Below are 18,786 nucleotides of genomic sequence, written 5' to 3' on the forward strand. Positions count from 1 at the left end.
TTTTAATAACTCATTAGGTAAGTCGGCTCACAATGAAAACAACTGCATACGGCATCAAAAACTGCGACACCATCAAGAAAATGAAAAAGTGGTTTGAAGCTGAAAATATTGAGTACCAATTTCACGATTACCGTGTCGAGGGCTTAGATCTAGAAATGTTAGAAGCATTTGAAGCGGCATTGGGTTGGGAGGCAATGGTTAATAAGCGTGGCACAACTTACCGTCAGCTCAGCGATGAGCAAAAAGATGGCCTAAACCGCGACACGGCAATCAGCTTAATGCTGGAGTTCCCAGCAATGATCAAGCGTCCTCTGCTTGTTCACAACGAAAGCCATTACCTCGGCTTTAAACCTGCGCAATATCAAGAGATCTTTGCATCTCACGTTGCAGCGAAATAAGGAAGGATACAAGGATGTCAGAAAGCCCGGTAATTGCACTGGCCAAAGATTTTATTAGTCGCCAATCCGTCACGCCTGAGGATGCAGGCTGCCAAGACGTTATGATTGCACGCCTTGAAAAACTCGGCTTCATCATAGAAACCATGGTATTTGAAGATACGACTAACCTCTGGGCTCGTCGTGGCAGTGAAGCGCCATTGTTTGTCTTTGCAGGCCACACCGATGTGGTCCCTTCAGGCAAGGTCGCGCTATGGCATACCCCTCCGTTTGAACCAACCATTATCGATGGTTACTTACATGGTCGTGGCGCAGCGGATATGAAAGGTTCACTGGCGTGTATGATTGTTGCTATTGAACGATTCATTGCTGAAAACCCTAACCATGCTGGTTCAATCGCCTTATTGATCACATCAGATGAAGAAGGGCCATTCATTAACGGGACAACCCGTGTGATTGACACCCTAGAAGCACGTAACGAAAAGATCGATATGTGCATTGTGGGTGAACCCTCTAGCACCCATGAAGTCGGTGATGTGGTGAAAAATGGCCGTCGTGGTTCGATTACGGGTGATATTACGGTAAAAGGCATACAAGGCCATGTCGCCTATCCACACCTTGCTGATAATCCAGTTCACCGCGCCATGCCTGCACTGGCAGAGTTAGCAGCCACTACGTGGGATAACGGCAATGAGTACTTCCCACCCACCAGTTTTCAAATTGCCAATCTTGCAGCAGGAACAGGGGCATCCAATGTGATCCCTGGTGAGTTCGAGGTGCAGTTTAACCTCCGCTTCAGTACAGAGCTAACGGATGAAGACATCAGACGTAAAGTGCATTCTGTGCTGGACGCACATGGGTTAGATTACGATCTTAAATGGACGTTAAGTGGCCAACCTTTCCTTACCGATCACGGCACCCTACTTGATGCTGTTGTAACGGCAATCGAAACGGTCAATCACAAACGTCCTGAGCTATTAACCACGGGTGGGACATCTGATGGGCGCTTTATCGCCCGTACAGGAGCCCAAGTGGTTGAACTAGGCCCGGTGAATGCCACTATTCATAAAGTTAACGAGTGCGTAAAAGTCGCTGATCTTGAAAAGCTGACCGATATGTACCAAAAAGTATTGGAAAACGCGCTCTAATGCCGACCACTCCATTTGCCCATCGCATTAGCGATGGGCTGCTAACCGGCCAATCAACCGATCACCTTGTTAGCCACCAGCAGCACTTTATTCATCAGGCGATTGAACCTGATTTTTTAGCTATGCAGCAAGCAGCGAAAAAGTCAGGCTTTGAGCTATGCCTTGCCAGTGGCTTTCGCTCGTTCGAACGCCAACAAATGATTTGGGATAATAAATTCAATGGTCTGCGCCCGATTCTGGATCATAATAGCCAGCCATTAGATCCTGAGTTATTGTCTGATAAAGAAAAGATCATGGCGATCCTACGTTGGTCTGCTCTTCCGGGGGCGAGTCGGCATCATTGGGGAACAGATATCGATATCTATGCCCGCAACTGTCTCCCTGTGGGCGTCCAACTCCAATTAGAACCATGGGAATACCAAGATGGTGGGCACCAAGCCGAACTAGCCCAATGGTTAACGGAGCACATGGCTAAATACGGTTTTTATTTACCCTATAAAAATGATCTTGGTGGTGTCTCTGCTGAACCTTGGCACCTCAGCTATCACACCGTCAGCCAACCATTATTACAGCACTTCACATTAGAGTTGCTCCATCGCACAATTAACCAAAGTCAGGTCGCTGGAAAGTCGCAGATTTTGGCAAACCTTGATAGTATTTATAACAGGTTCATTATTAATATCTGTGAGGTCTAAATGGAATGGTTACTGAATCCGTGGGTGATCACAGCTGTCATATTAAGTGTTGTTGTCAGTAATATTATGGCTTTGAAGTACACCGCCAATATGAAATTTGGCGACAAAGATAAAATCAAATATTTAAAAGAAAAACACGATCGTGAACAAGCATTAGCAGAAGAAGAAAAAAATGCTAAGCAAATCAGTGAAGAGTCTCCGTCAGACATAAATAACACGAAAAAATAAGCTTATATTTATACCAATCTAACTAAGCACCTGATCGTTTTTACTGATTACAATCACTGATCACTAGGTTATAGACTGTTATTACACCCATTAAAAAAGGTTGCCGAGGCAACCTTTTTTGTACGCAAGTTATCGCTGATTTATGAGCGGCACAAGTAATCTGCTTGCCCTACCCATTTGTAGCTGGTTAGCTCTTCTAAGCCCATAGGGCCACGCGCATGCAGTTTTTGAGTAGATACTGCAACCTCAGCGCCTAAACCAAACTGAGCACCATCGGTGAAGCGTGTTGATGCATTGACATACACTGCCGCCGAGCCCGCTGCATTCACGAAACGTTCTGCCGATTGAATATCGTTCGTTAGAATCGCATCTGAGTGGCTCGCATTGTGCTTACGCATATGTGCAATGGCTTCATCAACGTCTTTAACCACCTTCACACCTAGCGTGAAGCTTAACCATTCCGTATCGAAATCACCATCAACAGTATGGCGCAGTTCAGACGCTTTGCCTTCCAGTAAGTCATAGGCGCTTTCATCTGCCACTAGCGCGACTTTACTTTTGTTCAAGCGATCTGCCAAACGCGGTAGGAAAGCTTCCGCTACCTTTTCATGTACGAGCAATGTATCCAATGCATTACATGCTGACGGGCGCTGCGCTTTGCTGTTTTCAACCACATCAAGAGAACGTGATAAGTCGGCACTTTGATCAACAAACACATGGCTGATACCAAACCCACCGATGATCACTGGGATGGTGCTGTTCTCTTTACACATCTTGTGTAAACCCGCGCCGCCGCGAGGAATAATCATATCGACATATTGATCTAAGCGAAGCAGTTGCGAAACTAACTCGCGATCTGGCTTTTCAATGTATTGCACAGAAGCCGCTGGTAAACCTGCTTTTTCTAGTGCGACTTGAATCACTTTCACTAGCTCCATGTTGGAGTGGAAAGTTTCACGACCACCACGAAGAATACTGGCATTACCTGTTTTCAAACATAGAGCGGCAATATCAATAGTCACGTTCGGGCGTGCTTCGTAAATCACCCCAACAACACCCAGTGGAACACGGCGACGGCTTAGGCGCATACCATTTTCAAGTACACGGCTGTCTAGCTCTGCGCCCACAGGATCATTGAGATTTATCACATTACGCACATCGTTCGCGATATCACTCAAACGCGCTTCGTTCAGTAACAGACGATCGACTAAAGCATCTGACATGCCTGATTCACGGGCAGCATCTATGTCTTTCTGGTTCGCGGCTAAAATAACCGCTTGGTTTGCATCAAGCTCGTCAGCGATAATCGCTAATGCTTGGTTTTTCTGTGCTGTCGATGATGTTGCAAGTTCAAACGCCGCTTGTTGCGCCGCTTTACCCATTAATTCTAAGTTCACAATGCTTCCCTTTATTCTTATCTTTTCGAGGCTGTTAAGCACAAGGCTAAAGGCGACTAAATGACAACCAAGTCATCACGGTGAATCGCAACTGGGCCATATTCGTACCCAAGTACCTGATAAATATCTTGGCTGTGTTTGCCCGCAATTTTGGTCATATCTTTGCTGCTATAACGGCAAAGCCCACGAGCCAACAACGCACCTTCCGTCGAATAAATACGTACCACAGCGCCACGTTCAAAGCTGCCTTTTACAAGAGTAATACCCTTAGACAATAAGCTACTGCCTCGCAGCTGTACCGCATTAGCGGCGCCAGTATCAATAATAATATCGCCAGCGGGTGGAGGACCGGCAAGGATCCAACGCTTACGGCTTTCTAATGGTGACTCGAGCGGTAAAAAGCGCGTACCAACCGAAGTGTCACCCACAATATCGGCAATCACACCAGGACGACTACCCGCAGCAATCACCACTTCAATACCCGCACGACGTGCAACATCAGCGGCTTGAAGCTTAGTTGCCATGCCACCAGTGCCTAAACCGCCCACACTACCACCTGCTAGTTTGCGCAGCGTTTCATCTATGGTGTGTACTTCGCGGATCAGTTCTGCATCTGGGTTATTACGAGGATCAGCGGTAAATAAGCCAGGTTGGTCTGTCAGTAACAGTAATTTGTCTGCTCCCGCTAAAATCCCCACTAAAGCTGATAAGTTATCGTTATCGCCCACTTTGATTTCAGTGGTGGCAACCGCATCGTTTTCATTCACAACAGGAATGATACCGTTATCAAGCAGGGCGACAATCATGTCGCGCGCATTCAGATAACGCTCACGATCATCAAGATCTGCACGGGTTAATAGCATTTGACCGACATGCAGCCCATAAATGCCAAAAAGGTGCTCCCACTCTTGAATTAAGCGACTCTGACCAACAGCGGCAAGTAACTGCTTGCTGGCCATGGTTTTGGGCAGTTCGGGGTAACCTAAATGCTCGCGACCGGCGGCAATAGCACCTGACGTTACGATGATAACTTTATGACCTTGACGACGTAACTGGGCGCACTGACGAACCAGCTCAACAAGGTGAGCGCGATCGAGTTTCAATGTACCGCCAGTTAGTACGCTAGTACCAAGTTTAACAACTACAGTTTTTTGCTTTACCGCTTGGGTCTCAGACTGTGCTGTATGAGTTCCCGCGAGGTCCTGCTCTTTTGCATTTAGGTATGTATTTTCTGCCATGGGATCAAACAAATTAGTGAACAAATTTTTGTTCATTTGTTTTATCAATCCCACCTACAAATCACAAGAAAATACTGCGAGAAAGGGTGATTTTCTTTATTCTTGAGGAGAAAAGCCTAAGTACCGCCAATAATGCGCACTTAGGCTAGAGGGGTTAGTCACTAGCGCCTAATTCGGCTTCCTTTAAATCAGCTGCCGCAATAACAGGCAACTCAAAGGTTTCATTTAACAATTTCGTCAGTTTTGGGTAAAAATCATTCAGTGTTTTGAGTACCGCTTCACTGTGTTTAGCTGGTACTTTATCTTCTACCCATTCACCTGCACTGTTATATCGGCCAAAGAAATAACGGTATTCATATCCACCTTTTTCGCTGGCGTTGAGCTCTAGCCACCAGCCCCAAAACTCACGTTCATGAGGCTCTTTTTTAGCGCTAATACAACTGGCCAGACAATCAAAGAAAAAAGCACCTTCTTTTGATTGTTGCTTGCGTAAATAAGGGCCGATCGCAGTTAATTTTGTTAATAGGCGGCCATAAGGTGGAAAAGCTGTTTGAGTCGTCATCGCGTATCTCCTATCCATAGTTACAGTACGCAATTTGCTATTGACTTAACAACCAATAACTTACTGCTTATTCTCAAAACCTAACTATTCCATTTAAGCCTAAAAAAAGCCCAGTTGGCAACAAAATATTTACAATTATGCTGCCAAACCTAAGCTATTTCCCTAACTTCTCTTCCAGCCAGTCCATGATAGTGAGCATTGCACGATGGTAACCATCATGCAGTGGCTTCTCTGGCAATGTCACTGCCTTTCCACCATAACTCGATATAGCAATCAACTGGTTATCGGTTTCAGGACACACAGGATCGTTCTTCAAACTGATACCCAGCATAGGTACATCCACTTTACGGCGCCCTAATAACCCTTGATTTTTTAGCGACCATGCCGGCAAGTGCGCAAGCAGACTTTGTCTTGATACGCCATGCTTACCCATGCGAGAGGCAATCATATCAAGGTACATCTGTGGCATTTGATCAAGCAGCTTCGGCTGTGATAAGAAACCATGAATTGCCCCACCAATACTGATGCAGGTTTTTAAGCGCGTTGGCTCTAAAAAGCCTAAACGGATCGCGGCATTACCGCCAAAGCGCAGCCCCATCATCGCCACTCGATGGTGATCAACCCAAGGTACTTCTTTAATTTGCTGTAACAACGCCTGATGTAAACGGCTTGTATCTTCCGTTAATGACCAACGAGCACTGTGGCCAACCGATGGCATGTCCAGCGTCACCATCGCATAACCTGCAGGTGCTAAGTAATCGCGGTATAAAGGCCATAAGTCACTTTGTAACGTATCAAGCCCACCACTCACAATCACTGTCGGCAGTAACTTGTCTGTTCGCGGTAAATGAATAAAGGCTTGAAAGGTTTTACCTTCATACTTCACATCAATAGTTTTCATTTGATGTGGCGAAAGCTCCATCGCTTCACGGTAAGTTTGGTTCGCTTGCACTTCAGCTTGTGCCGCTAACGTATCCCCCTTCAAGTGTGGGTAAGCGGCAATACTGTAATAAGTACTGGATTTTAGCAGCTCATCAATGGCTTTTTGAGGCTGCTTGTTATCAACCAATTCACGTGATTTTTTATGGTGTTGACCCGCTAACTGTGACCATTCATAAATCCAGTTACCCGGCCGATACCCAACGACGGTATCGAGTTGATCTTCCGAGGTACGTGCGGAGTCACTTCCCGCTAAACGGGCAAATAAGGCTTCCATTTCGATCGGATCAACGCCCTGCCAGATCCATTGTGGACGACGCAGACTTCGATACCAACCATGTTCGGTATCGCCATCGAGTGCATTGTGCACGCCAGAAGCTTGTTGATGAGCTATACGCACTAAGCTTGAGGTTTCTTTGGATGTCTGACGAGGTGCAAACAGCTTTTCAGATAAATTCGACTTTGATGGTTCAGACACAGTGTTCTCCATAGCAATAACGATAACAACAATAAAAACGGGTGCTTGCAGTTAAATACAAGTCCTAAAAAGCAGTCATTATCGAAAAATAGTACCTAAGAGATAATATATACCGACTACGCCAAGTATAACACTCATCACACCTGGCTTTTATGGGTATTCTTGATGAAGAACAAGCCATATAGTACAGATAAAAAAAAGAGACGCATCAGCGTCTCTCTTTAGTATATCTTTATGGTGATAGCAGATTATTTCTTTGAGATAGGCTCAACGAAAGTCACAGCCATGTCCCATGGTTGCTCAATCCATGTATCTTGAGCAATATCAACCACGTAGTCATCGATAAGGTGCTTACCAGCAGGTTTAGCACAAACCGTAACGAACTTCGCTTTTGGGTACATAGTGCGGATCAGTTCAGCCGTGCCGCCTGTGTCCACAAGATCGTCGATTACGATGAAACCTTCACCGTCACCGTCCGCTTGTTTTAGCACTTTCATTTCACGCTGGTGATCGTGGTCGTAACTTGAAATACATACGGTATCAACGTGACGAATGTTAAGCTCACGCGCTAGGATTGCCGCAGGAACCAAACCACCACGACTAACTGCAATAATACCCTTCCACTGATCAGCTGGAAGCAGTTTCTCTGCTAGCTGACGTGTGTACATTTGCATGTTATCCCATGTAATGACGAACTTATTACTCATATCCGATGAACCTCTAATCAGCGAAATTGTTCACTGTTAACCTGTGTTATAGAAAAATAATTTTAGCAAGAAATAGTGCAGCAATAACCCAAACGCTCGCGTTTACTTCGCGTCCTTTACCACTCATCAATTTTACAACTGCATAAGTGATGAAGCCAAGGCCAATACCTTCAGCAATAGAGTAAGTCAGTGGCATTAATAAACACACCACCACGACTGGCGCTGCTTCGGTTAAATCACGCCAATCAACACTTACTAAGCCAGACATCATTAGAATGGCAACATAAAATAGCGCACCAGCTGTCGCATAGGCAGGAACCATACCCGCCAATGGGGCAAAAAACAATGCACATAAGAATAATACACCAACCGTCACCGCAGTTAGACCTGTACGACCGCCAACTGCCACACCCGACACACTTTCAACAAATGACGTAGTATTCGACGTACCCAATAATGCACCAACAGATGTTGCTGTACTATCGGCTAATAATGCTCGGTTTAGACGCGGTAATTTACCGTCTTCACCAATCAAATTTGCTTTTGTTGCCACACCCACTAACGTGCCAGCGGTATCAAACAAGTCGACAAATAAGAAAGCAAAAACAATCGAAATTAAGCCCACTTCCATTGCACCAGAAAAATCAAGCTGCAAGAACGTAGGTGCGATACTTGGTGGCATCGACATTATGCCGCCATATGTCACGTCACCAAATAAAATACCAAGCAGTGTTACCGCCAGAATCGCAATTAATACCGCCGCTTTGTAACCACGGTGCACTAGTGCAATCGTTAAGAATAAACCTAACGCCGCCAACGCTGCAGGTAAGCTGGTTAAATCGCCCACATGCACCAAGGTTGCAGGATTACCCACAACGATGCCTGCGTTTTGTAGCGCGATGAACGCAAGGAATAAACCAATACCCGCTGAGATCCCCGTACGCAGTGACAATGGGATCGCATTAATGATCCACTCACGTACCTTCAATAAGCTTAAAGCAATAAAACACAAACCAGACAAGAATACCGCAGCCAGTGCTACCTGCCATGTGTGTCCCATGCCCATTACCACACTGTAAGTGAAGAAGGCATTAAGCCCCATACCGGGTGCTTGAGCAACTGGGTAATTAGCAACAAAACCCATAATGAAACAACCAATCATTGCCGCTAAACACGTAGCAACAAAAACAGAACCGTGGTCCATACCGGTTTGCGACAGCATCGTTGGATTAACAAAGATGATGTACGCCATGGTTAGAAAGGTAGTTAAACCAGCCAGTAATTCAGTGCGAACGTCTGTACCGTGTTCTTTTAGTTTAAATAGTTTCTCAAGCATTGCTCTCGATTCCTTGGAGATTTACGCAGCAGTTATAAAGGTAAATTCATCAACAAGCGTTGGTATAAACGTTAAGTAAACGATTAGGTAAACGTTTGCTATTTTGGGTTTAGGTGCGCGATTATATGCCTCTACCCAATGAAGATCCAGTAATGAGATGCAGAATGCTGTAATTTAGTGCCAACTGAACAAAAAACTCAACACTCGATTACGCTTGATTTTTTTACACTTTTAAATCAACAAGTTAAAAGCATATGCACTGTGTGTTATTTCACCACCTTTAAAATTGTCTACTTATCATTAACAAACAATCTATCAAGTTAAGTAGTGAATATGAGGCTTTACAGTAAATGTAATCGAATACAGCTTTCAACTCACAATCAATTTCATACGCTATATACGAACGTCATTTAATAATGCGAGGTAATGCAAGGGGGGGAAGTAAGTTGATAGATAAAAAAACGCCACCCCAATGTGGAGTGGCGATAGAATGTTGCAAATAACTTTTATACAGCTATTTTAAATTCTGAAGTAAGGGGGTAAACAATACTGCTCAAAGAAAATAGTGTTCATCACTCACTATTTTCTGAAAATTAGTAACCGAAGTAGCTCGGGTATTGGAAGTTCGATGTGTAAACAGAGCGGTTGTTCCAATAAGTAGTAATAGAGTCAAATATTTTCATTTTAAATCACCTTTTTCATAAGTTATCCAAACACATGCACAGTCAGCATGGCTCAATTCCTTGGAGCAATAACCTTCACTGGTAGCACTTAATCTCGGTTCCATGGAGGCGATATATCGGGTTCATCCTGAACAGTTAGTGTGTCGTTGTCATCTCTTCATAAGATGCAGAAACTATAACCACATCGTAATTTACTTACAAGCATTTTCTTTAACTACGTCACACTTTTTCTAGAAAAATTAGCTTTGACTGTAAATTGTGTAATTTAATTACACAAAACAAATAAGCAACCAGCTCCATAATAACTATTAGGTATATCACGCAATAAATACACCTCTTGTATTGTTTTGTTATTCCTCTTAGCAATGAGCTGTAGTTACGGATCAAATGAGCAAAACTGTGCAATAAAAGATATTCAGAAATCACAGCACATAGATAGAAGCAGCCGCTTACTCTATAACGTGCCCTAGCGCTTATACTGTGGTTACTGAGACACATTTCCCTGTTCCCTCTACATACACAGTGGTATCCTTGAATTAACTTGGATAGTAAGTTGTGCTACAAAATACGACTTATTAATAGATATTCATCTAGTGAATTCAGTGACGACCTTCTACATCAACTAGATTAAAAGGATCTCACTACTGATATTCAAAGGGAGACTTCTGTGTCTGAAATCAGCCAACTGTCACCACAACCTGTGTGGCAATTCTTCGATCAAATCTGTTCTATTCCACACCCTTCGAAATACGAAGAGCAACTAGCTCAGCACATCATCCAATTTGCACAAGGCGAAGGCCTTGAAGTGCGTCGTGATGATGTAGGCAACGTGTTCATTAAGAAACCAGCAACACCGGGTATGGAAGATCGTAAAGGTGTCGTGCTTCAAGCTCACATCGATATGGTTCCACAAAAGAACGAAGATACAGTTCATGACTTTACTCAAGACCCGATCCAACCATTTATTGATGGTGAGTGGGTAACAGCAAAAGGCACAACGCTAGGCGCTGATAACGGTATGGGTATGGCTGCTTGTTTAGCTGTTCTTGCCGCTAAAGATATAGAGCACGGTCCACTTGAAGTATTACTAACTATCGACGAAGAAGCCGGTATGACAGGCGCGTTTGGTCTGAAAGAAGGTTGGTTAGAAGGTGATATCCTTCTGAACACCGATTCAGAGCAAGAAGGCGAAGTTTACATGGGCTGTGCTGGCGGTGTTGACGGCGCTATCACTCTCGACGTTGCACGCGATGGCGTACCAGCTGAGCATCAAGCTATTAAGATGATTCTTAAAGGCCTGAAAGGCGGTCACTCTGGTTGTGATATTCACACTGGCCGTGGTAACGCAAACAAATTACTGGGTCGCTTCCTATTTGCTCACGCTGAAGAACTAGGCCTTCGCCTTGCTTCACTAACAGGTGGTAGCCTTCGTAACGCGATTCCTCGCGAAGCGAACGCAGTTGTAACACTGCCAGCTGCAAACGTTGATAAGCTAAACAGCCTATTTACTCACTACCAAGCAGTACTAAGCTCAGAACTAGGCCGTGTTGAAACCGACATTACCCTATTTACTGAGCAAGCTGAGCTTCCAACCAATGTATTTGCAGCAGTAGACCAAACACGTCTTCTAGCCGTACTAAATGCTTGCCCTAACGGTGTGATCCGTATGAGCGATGACATTGCTGGTGTTGTTGAAACATCACTAAACGTGGGTGTTATCACGACAGAAGAAGACAAAGTAACGATTCTTTGCCTTATTCGCTCGCTAATTGACTCAGGTCGCAGCTCTGTTGAAGGCATGCTAAAAGCGATTGCTGATCTTGCTGGCGCGCAGTGTGAGTTCTCTGGTACTTACCCAGGCTGGAAACCAGATGCTGATTCTGAAGTAATGAAGCTATTCCGCGAAACTTACAACGACATTTACGGCCGTACACCAAACATAATGGTGATCCACGCAGGTCTTGAGTGTGGTCTATTTAAAGAACCATACCCAAATATGGATATGATTTCTTTTGGCCCAACGATTAAGTTCCCGCACTCGCCTGACGAGAAAGTACAGATTGAAACTGTTGCCCTATTCTGGGAGCAAATGGTGGCGATTCTGAAGAACATCCCAGTTAAAGCTTAATTGCTCAACTGAAACAAAAACGCCCGCAAACTAGGTTTGCGGGCGTTTTTTATGTCTGGCTGAAACCATTTGTAACTCAGCAGTTTCTAATTCCAATCAAACGAAAGCTGTTGTGCTTTGGTGCCAGTTTCTAAACCGACACTCAACCCGATCAAACGGATCTCTCGCCCTTGCTGACGTGTTAACGCTTCTTGCAGTAAACCCACGAACTGCGCTTTATCTAATACTGCTTGCACATGCTCTACTGTGGTTTGTTGAAAGTCGGCAAACTTGATCTTCACGCCCTGCTTCGCAATATTTAATTCAGGCCGTACTTTGACCAGACGTTTTTCCAATTCAGGGTACAGTGTTTCTATCACTTGCCAGCACTCTTGATACTCGCTGATATTCACCGAGAAGGTGCGCTCAACGCCAACCGATTTACGTTGTCGCTCAACCACCACTTCTCTCTCATCAATACCATGAGCACGAGACCATAATGACTGACCAAATTTACCAAATTGTTGTAATAATAAATGGCGGTCATAAGCTTGTACGTCTTTGCCGGTGTACATCCCTTTATCGTGCAGTTTTTGGATCGTAACTTTACCCACCCCTGGAATTTTCTCTAACTTTAATTCTGCGACAAAATCAGGGATCTGATCGGGCGTTACTACAAACTGACCATTCGGTTTATTCAAATCAGACGCGACTTTAGCAATAAACTTGATAGGAGCTATCCCTGCTGATGCGGTTAAATGCAGCTCCTCTTCTATTGTTCGACGAATATCTTGAGCTATTAAGGTGGCAGATCCATGCAGTAATTCACACTCAGTGACATCGAGGTACGCTTCATCAAGAGAAAGCGGTTCTATCTTATCGGTATATCGTGAAAAGATTTCTCTAATGTGCTGAGACACTTCTTTGTATACCGCCATGCGACCCGGTACCAAGGTAAGACTAGGACATAATTTCATTGCATGACCTGTCGCCATAGCAGAGCGTACACCGTATTCACGCGCAAGATAATTACATGTGCTGATCACACCACGTTGCTCAGAGCGCCCCCCGATGGCAATCGGAATATCACGCAGACTGGGATCATCGCGCATTTCGACCGCTGCATAAAAGCAATCCATGTCAACATGAATGATTTTTCGTTGCCGTGTCTCTTGCACCTACAATTACCTGTTGCTATGGCTTACGCGCGCGCCAAACCTGTTTATACATACAGTGTAATTATAAGCACTTCCCACTAGAAAGGAAGTAGGAATACCAACAAAGCTGCTCATAGTAGAGCTGCCAATATTCAATGTTAATTTGTAATAATCAGTTTAAAACTTATAGCCAATCGAAAGGTTTACCGCTTTCTCTTCGCGAACTTTATCAAAGTTAACCCTTCCTATGCGCGTATCAATGTAAATTCCAGATGATGCAACAACCCTCACCCCAGCAGCAACAGAAACCCCAGCTTGAACATTTTGTAAATGCTCTCCACTGCTATCTGGTGTTTCAATCTCTTTTTCACGAGTCGTCATCGCTAAACCACCTGCAACATAAGGCTTTACGTGAAATCCACTTCCTACATCAAATACATGACCAAATTCTGCCTCAACATAGCCAGTGATTGGTTTATTCCCATAGACATCTTCTGTGGTATGAAATACCCCACCAGCGTTTAAGCTAAACACTTGATTAAAGTCATAACCCCAATCAACATTTACAGCGTTCGCTTTATAGGTATGACCGAGTTGCTCAACTTGGCTATGAGTAATACCGAACCCAAGACGATTACCTTGCTGTTCATAAGCCATGCCTGACATTGACGTCAGTACCAAAATCATACCCAAGCCCAATTTTTTCATTTCTATTTCCTCAATGTTTCATATTACTCATAGCGTTTGATTAGCAGCTCCTTCACCCATCAGTTATGAGAACTCAAGTCAGTTGGCGCATCATAGGCAATATTGAAACAAGCGAGAAATAAGGAAATATAAGGCCAACTTAATAGCCTTTTAGGCGAGAGAACAAAGAATAATGCCAAGGTGAAATAATTTCACACTCACTAATGACGCCATTTCTTGTGAGCAACATCAGACTCAGAGACTTTGTCAGTTACATTGGCAACATGAACGGGCTTAAAATCTAACAGACATATCAATAAGGCACCAACGAACAAGGAGTTCCACTTGTGCAATCGTATTCTGGTTGTTGAAGACAGCAAAACATTTCGTAACTTTCTCCAGCTGCAACTTCAACAAGGTGGATTTATTCCCATCTTTGCTGCAACCATCGCTGAAGCACAATGTTTGATAGCCCAAGATAACGATTTCCTCTGTGCAGTACTTGATTACTGCCTGCCTGATGGCCAAGACGGCGAAATTATCGATATTGTCTTAGGGCATGAGATTAAATCCGTGGTGCTCACCGCACAATTTAGTAATGCCATTCGTGAGAAGGTACTGGCGAAAGGCGTACTTGATTACTTGCTCAAAGACAGTGCTGAATCCGTCTCCTATCTAGTACCGCTGTTACAACGCATTCAGGCGAATGATCAACACAAAGTCTTAGTGGTCGATGACTCTACGGTAGTACGTAATTACTTGGTTAATCTGCTCGAGCGGCAAAACCTAACAGTAATTGAGGCAGAAAACGGGCGCGAAGCTCTAGTCCAACTGACTCTACACCCCGATGTAACCTTGATCATCACTGACAATGACATGCCAGAAAAAGATGGGATCACCCTAACCCGTGATGTGCGTAAAATTCGCAGTCGAAACCAAATTGCTATTCTGGGTTTATCCGCAAGTAGTGATGACTCAATGACCGCGCAATTTCTTAAAGCGGGTGCTAACGACTTCCTCTACAAGCCCTTTAATCAAGAAGAGTTCAACTGTCGCCTTCATCATATTTTGAACATGAAAGATACTGCCGATAAGCTCTACCGAATGGCGAACCAAGATGCACTTACGGGGCTGTGGAATCGTCGCTATTTCTTTGATCAACAATGTAAGCCGCATTGCCATCAACCAAACATTGCCATGATGGATATCGATTTTTTCAAAAAGGTCAATGACACTTATGGCCATGATGGTGGTGATACCGTATTGGTACACATCAGCCAATTACTGCAAAAACACTTTAAAGATGCGGTCGTAGCGCGTTTTGGCGGCGAAGAATTTTGTATTCAGCTCTGTGGCTCTTTTGATTCATTCCATCAGCGACTCGAAATATTACGCCAAGATATAGAAGCACAAAAAATCGCATACAACGACAGTCAAATTCAGGTCACTATGAGTGTGGGTGCGGTATCAGCCAATGGAGACTGCTTTGATATAGACGGGCTTTTATCTATCGCTGACAAACGATTATATTGCGCAAAAGAGAATGGACGCAATCAAGTGGTTTCCACAGCCTCACAATAACAACACCATCAGATAGCACAAACAAAAAAGCCTGGGTCAGTTCAAACTCAGGCTTTTGCTTTAGCTAATATCTGGCATTAAAGAATCTGGTTCTTTTTCCATTCTTCTTGACGCGCCTCGCGTGCTTCTCGCTTTTTACGTGCATCACAAGGTTCAGGGCAATCACACTCTTTGGCTATACCAATACCATCAAGACCGCCACAGCTACCGCTGACGGTTTTACGTTGGAAAATATAGCCTACAGCCATCGCTGCAATAACCAGTAGAAAGACCGCGAAGGTTGTTAAATATACCGCCATAACGATTCTCTATTTTTTCTTCAGGTACGTCTTAAACGCATCTGTCATGAATTCTTTAAAGCCTTGTTCGGTTTTCACCACTAACAAAACGGGTAAATTTTCTGCTGTTGCTAATTCTATCGCTTTCTCTTCGCCCATAACAGAGAATGCTGTTGCTAGCGCATCGGCTGTCATACTTGATGGATGCAGAACCGTTACAGAAACCACATGGTTATCAATAGGTTTACAGGTTTTAGGATCGATCAAGTGTGAATAACGAACACCATTTTCTTCAAAATAATTTCGGTAATCACCCGAAGTAGCCACAGCCATAGTACCAGGTTCGATGATTTCTTGTACTGCTCGTGAACCATCATCTGTTGGTTTTTCAACAGCAATACGCCAAGGAATACCTTCTTGGTTCAAACCTTTTAAGCTCAGTTCACCACCAATTTCAACCAAGTAATCCGCTACATTTAGCTCATCAAAATAATCTGCGACAACATCGACGCCAAAGCCTTTTGCAATCGATGACAAATCAACATAAAGCTCTGGGATGTCTTTAGTTAAAGTATTGCCTTCTATGCTTAAGTGGTGAATACCCACTATTTTTTTACGCTCTGCAATTTCAGCTGCGGTTGGCGTACTTTCTGGACGCGCTTCAGGACCAAAGCTCCATAAGTTCACCACAGGACCAACCGTAACATCCAGTGCGCCATCGGTCAGCTTGGCTAAACGAATAGCTTCTGCAACTACTTTCGCCGTATCAGCCGACACGGTGAAAGGCGTACCATCTGTGTGTTGATTAAATTGGCTGAGTTCAGAATGCTTACGGTAAGTCGACATTTGATCGTTCACCAACTCTAGCCGACGATCAATTTCAGTCTGAATTGTTTCTGCGTCAGGTAAGCCTTCTTGCTTAATCAACTTGATTGAGTAATAAGTGCCCATGGTTGAGCCATTGAGGTGGATAAGCTCACGCTTGTCACCACAGCCCGCTAAAGTAAGGACCATTGCCATCAATACGATAGCTTGGCTTAACATCTTCTTCATTTAACCAACTCCAAAATGAAGGGGGATATTTTGCATGTGTATACACAGCAAATAGACTTAGATCTGTTGCTACTTGAACAAATCACCCTTAATTCTGATATTTCACAGAACTCGTACGGATATTTTTATTCAACAATACAAATCTGGATAAGTAATTGGTCCAGTAATCACTACTTAATGATCAAGTACTTATGTAGATTGGTATAACGAGCGCCAAGATGAAAAAAGGCTGACCCTTAAAGGAGTCAGCCAATGTATTGTGCTCGAAGGGCTAATTAGCCACCGAAGTCATCCAGAAGGATGTTTTCGTCTTCTACACCAAGATCTTTCAGCATGCCGATAACAGCGGCATTCATCATTGGTGGACCACACATGTAGTATTCACAGTCTTCTGGTGCTTCGTGATCTTTCAAGTAGTTCTCGTAGATCACGTTGTGGATGAAGCCTGTGTAACCATCCCAGTTATCTTCTGGAGAAGGATCAGACAGTGCAACATGCCACTCGAAGTTCTCGTTGTCCGCAGCTAGCGTATCGAAATCTTCAATGTAGAACATTTCACGCTTAGAGCGAGCACCGTACCAGTAAGTCATCTTACGCTTAGATTTAAGACGTAGAAGCTGGTCGAAGATGTGTGAACGCATAGGTGCCATACCAGCACCACCACCGATGAATACCATTTCGTTATCCGTTTCTTTCGCGAAAAACTCACCGAAAGGACCAGAAATAGTACATGTATCGCCAGACTTCAGAGACCAAATGTATGAAGACATCACACCTGGTGGTACATCTGGGTTGTTTGGCGGCGGCGTTGCGATACGCACGTTAAGCTTAATCAGGCCTTTCTCTTCTGGGTATGACGCCATAGAGTAAGCACGGATTGAGTGCTCTTTAACAACTGACTCGTAACGGAACAGGTTGAACTTGTCCCAATCACCACGGTATTCCTCAGGAACATCGAAGTCAGCGTATTTGATGTGATGCGGTTCAGCTTCAATCTGAATGTAACCACCCGCACGGAAAGGAACTTCCTCGCCTTCTGGGATTTTAAGCACGAGTTCTTTGATGAACGTTGCTTCGTTGTCATTCGAAAGAACTTCACATTCCCACTTCTTAACACCAAAGATTTCTTCTGGAAGCTCGATGTTCATATCAGATTTAACGTTAACCTGACATGCTAGACGCTCGCCTTCACGTGCTTCACCTTTTGTGATGTGGTCAAGTTCAGTCGGTAAGATGTCACCACCACCCGATTTCACTTTAACGCGACACTGGCCACAAGAGCCACCGCCACCACAAGCAGAAGAAACGAAGATACCACTTGCTGAAAGAGCATTAAGTAGTTTACTACCGGCAGCGGTTGTAATCGCTTTTTCCGGATCGTTGTTTACTGAGATAGTAATGTCGCCTGATGGTACTAGCTTAGATTTAGCGAAAAGAATCACTAAAACTAGAGCCAGGATAATCAGAGTGAACATGACTACGCCAAGAATAATATCCATTGACTATTCCTATTATCCTGATTACAGCTGTACGCCAGAGAAAGACATAAAGCCTAACGCCATAAGACCAACAGTGATGAATGTAATACCCAAACCACGTAAACCCGGAGGTACGTCTGAGTACTTCATCTTTTCACGAATACCCGCTAGGGCTACGATTGCAAGCATCCAACCGGTGCCTGAACCGAAACCGTACACTACAGACTCAAGGAAGTTGTAGTCACGTTGTACCATGAAAGATACACCACCGAAGATTGCACAGTTAACTGTGATCAGCGGAAGGAAAATACCAAGTGCGTTGTATAGCGGTGGGAAGAAGCGGTCCAGAATCATTTCTAGAATCTGAACAAGTGCTGCAATTACACCGATAAACGTGATGAAGTTAAGGAAGCTTAAGTCCACACCTTCAACAATCGCACCATCTTTTAGTAGTAGGTTGTAAACAAGGTTGTTTACAGGTACCGCAATCGTTAGTACAACGATTACCGCAACACCCAGACCAAAAGAGGTTTTTACTTTCTTAGATACCGCAAGGAATGTACACATACCTAAGAAGAACGAAAGTGCCATGTTCTCGATAAAAATCGAACGAACTAAAAGGCTTAGATAATGTTCCAT

At 44.1% G+C, this 18,786-nt stretch carries 18 protein-coding genes; 6 read left to right on the forward strand and 12 right to left on the reverse strand.

Going from position 1 to position 18,786, the window contains the following annotated elements; all coding sequences use genetic code 11:
* Window positions 1-32 precede the first annotated feature (32 nt).
* Genes OCU87_RS12980 through OCU87_RS12995 form a run of 4 tightly spaced genes read left to right on the forward strand, consistent with a single transcriptional unit; the run spans window position 33 to window position 2,466 of the window.
* Window positions 33-398, forward strand: coding sequence for an ArsC family reductase (locus OCU87_RS12980; RefSeq protein ID WP_261857349.1), 366 nt, complete (start codon window positions 33-35; stop codon window positions 396-398).
* 14 nt (window positions 399-412) lie between these two features.
* Window positions 413-1,543, forward strand: a complete 1,131-nt coding sequence (gene dapE / locus OCU87_RS12985; protein WP_261857350.1) for a succinyl-diaminopimelate desuccinylase — start codon at window positions 413-415, stop codon at window positions 1,541-1,543.
* Window positions 1,543-2,238, forward strand: a complete 696-nt coding sequence (locus OCU87_RS12990; RefSeq protein ID WP_261857351.1) for a M15 family metallopeptidase — start codon at window positions 1,543-1,545, stop codon at window positions 2,236-2,238. The genes dapE and OCU87_RS12990 overlap by 1 nt, the downstream gene beginning before the upstream one ends.
* Window positions 2,239-2,466, forward strand: coding sequence for a DUF2897 family protein (locus tag OCU87_RS12995; protein ID WP_261857352.1), 228 nt, complete (start codon window positions 2,239-2,241; stop codon window positions 2,464-2,466).
* A 140-nt stretch (window positions 2,467-2,606) separates the two neighbouring features.
* Here OCU87_RS12995 and OCU87_RS13000 read toward each other — a convergent pair whose 3' ends face one another.
* From OCU87_RS13000 to OCU87_RS13025, 6 genes are all read right to left on the reverse strand, one after another.
* Window positions 2,607-3,848, reverse strand: a complete 1,242-nt coding sequence (locus OCU87_RS13000; RefSeq protein ID WP_083540791.1) for a glutamate-5-semialdehyde dehydrogenase — start codon at window positions 3,846-3,848, stop codon at window positions 2,607-2,609.
* Between the two features lie 71 nt (window positions 3,849-3,919).
* The gene (gene proB / locus OCU87_RS13005) at window positions 3,920-5,137 is read right to left on the reverse strand and encodes a glutamate 5-kinase (protein ID WP_390959984.1); all 1,218 of its coding nucleotides are present in this window, start codon (window positions 5,135-5,137) and stop codon (window positions 3,920-3,922) included.
* A gap of 118 nt (window positions 5,138-5,255) precedes the next feature.
* A complete protein-coding gene (crl, locus tag OCU87_RS13010; protein ID WP_261857353.1) occupies window positions 5,256-5,663 on the reverse strand; it encodes a sigma factor-binding protein Crl in 408 nt (135 codons plus the stop codon).
* A gap of 154 nt (window positions 5,664-5,817) precedes the next feature.
* The gene (gene frsA, locus OCU87_RS13015) at window positions 5,818-7,080 is read right to left on the reverse strand and encodes an esterase FrsA (protein ID WP_094957199.1); all 1,263 of its coding nucleotides are present in this window, start codon (window positions 7,078-7,080) and stop codon (window positions 5,818-5,820) included.
* A gap of 248 nt (window positions 7,081-7,328) precedes the next feature.
* On the reverse strand, window positions 7,329-7,787 hold the full coding sequence (gene gpt, locus OCU87_RS13020) for a xanthine phosphoribosyltransferase (protein WP_062687960.1): 459 nt from the start codon (window positions 7,785-7,787) through the stop codon (window positions 7,329-7,331).
* 46 nt (window positions 7,788-7,833) lie between these two features.
* Entirely contained in the window at window positions 7,834-9,123 is a 1,290-nt protein-coding gene (locus tag OCU87_RS13025; RefSeq protein WP_062687959.1) for an NCS2 family permease, read from the reverse strand.
* A gap of 1,350 nt (window positions 9,124-10,473) precedes the next feature.
* Here OCU87_RS13025 and OCU87_RS13030 point away from each other — a divergent pair.
* The gene (locus OCU87_RS13030) at window positions 10,474-11,934 is read left to right on the forward strand and encodes an aminoacyl-histidine dipeptidase (protein WP_261857354.1); all 1,461 of its coding nucleotides are present in this window, start codon (window positions 10,474-10,476) and stop codon (window positions 11,932-11,934) included.
* Window positions 11,935-12,020: 86 nt separating this feature from the next.
* Here the strand turns inward: OCU87_RS13030 and dinB are convergent, their stop codons facing one another.
* Window positions 12,021-13,052, reverse strand: coding sequence for a DNA polymerase IV (gene dinB, locus OCU87_RS13035; RefSeq protein ID WP_062688017.1), 1,032 nt, complete (start codon window positions 13,050-13,052; stop codon window positions 12,021-12,023).
* Between the two features lie 195 nt (window positions 13,053-13,247).
* Entirely contained in the window at window positions 13,248-13,778 is a 531-nt protein-coding gene (locus tag OCU87_RS13040; protein WP_062687957.1) for an outer membrane beta-barrel protein, read from the reverse strand.
* Window positions 13,779-14,102: 324 nt separating this feature from the next.
* On the opposite strand from OCU87_RS13040, the gene OCU87_RS13045 reads away from it, so the two are divergent.
* Window positions 14,103-15,338, forward strand: coding sequence for a GGDEF domain-containing response regulator (locus OCU87_RS13045; protein ID WP_261857355.1), 1,236 nt, complete (start codon window positions 14,103-14,105; stop codon window positions 15,336-15,338).
* A 77-nt stretch (window positions 15,339-15,415) separates the two neighbouring features.
* Here OCU87_RS13045 and nqrM read toward each other — a convergent pair whose 3' ends face one another.
* The 4 genes from nqrM to nqrE all read right to left on the reverse strand — a co-directional run bounded on the left by nqrM (window position 15,416) and on the right by nqrE (window position 18,786).
* On the reverse strand, window positions 15,416-15,637 hold the full coding sequence (nqrM, locus tag OCU87_RS13050) for a (Na+)-NQR maturation NqrM (RefSeq protein ID WP_048898162.1): 222 nt from the start codon (window positions 15,635-15,637) through the stop codon (window positions 15,416-15,418).
* Window positions 15,638-15,646: 9 nt separating this feature from the next.
* Complete coding sequence (locus tag OCU87_RS13055) at window positions 15,647-16,669, reverse strand: FAD:protein FMN transferase (RefSeq protein ID WP_062687955.1); 1,023 nt, start codon at window positions 16,667-16,669, stop codon at window positions 15,647-15,649.
* 275 nt (window positions 16,670-16,944) lie between these two features.
* A complete protein-coding gene (gene nqrF, locus OCU87_RS13060) occupies window positions 16,945-18,168 on the reverse strand; it encodes an NADH:ubiquinone reductase (Na(+)-transporting) subunit F (protein WP_062692706.1) in 1,224 nt (407 codons plus the stop codon).
* Window positions 18,169-18,189: 21 nt separating this feature from the next.
* Window positions 18,190-18,786 (reverse strand): NADH:ubiquinone reductase (Na(+)-transporting) subunit E, encoded by a 597-nt coding sequence (gene nqrE / locus OCU87_RS13065; RefSeq protein ID WP_048898159.1) that lies wholly within the window; start codon window positions 18,784-18,786, stop codon window positions 18,190-18,192.

The organism is Photobacterium sanguinicancri (assembly GCF_024346675.1).
In the GTDB taxonomy this organism is placed as follows: domain Bacteria; phylum Pseudomonadota; class Gammaproteobacteria; order Enterobacterales; family Vibrionaceae; genus Photobacterium; species Photobacterium sanguinicancri.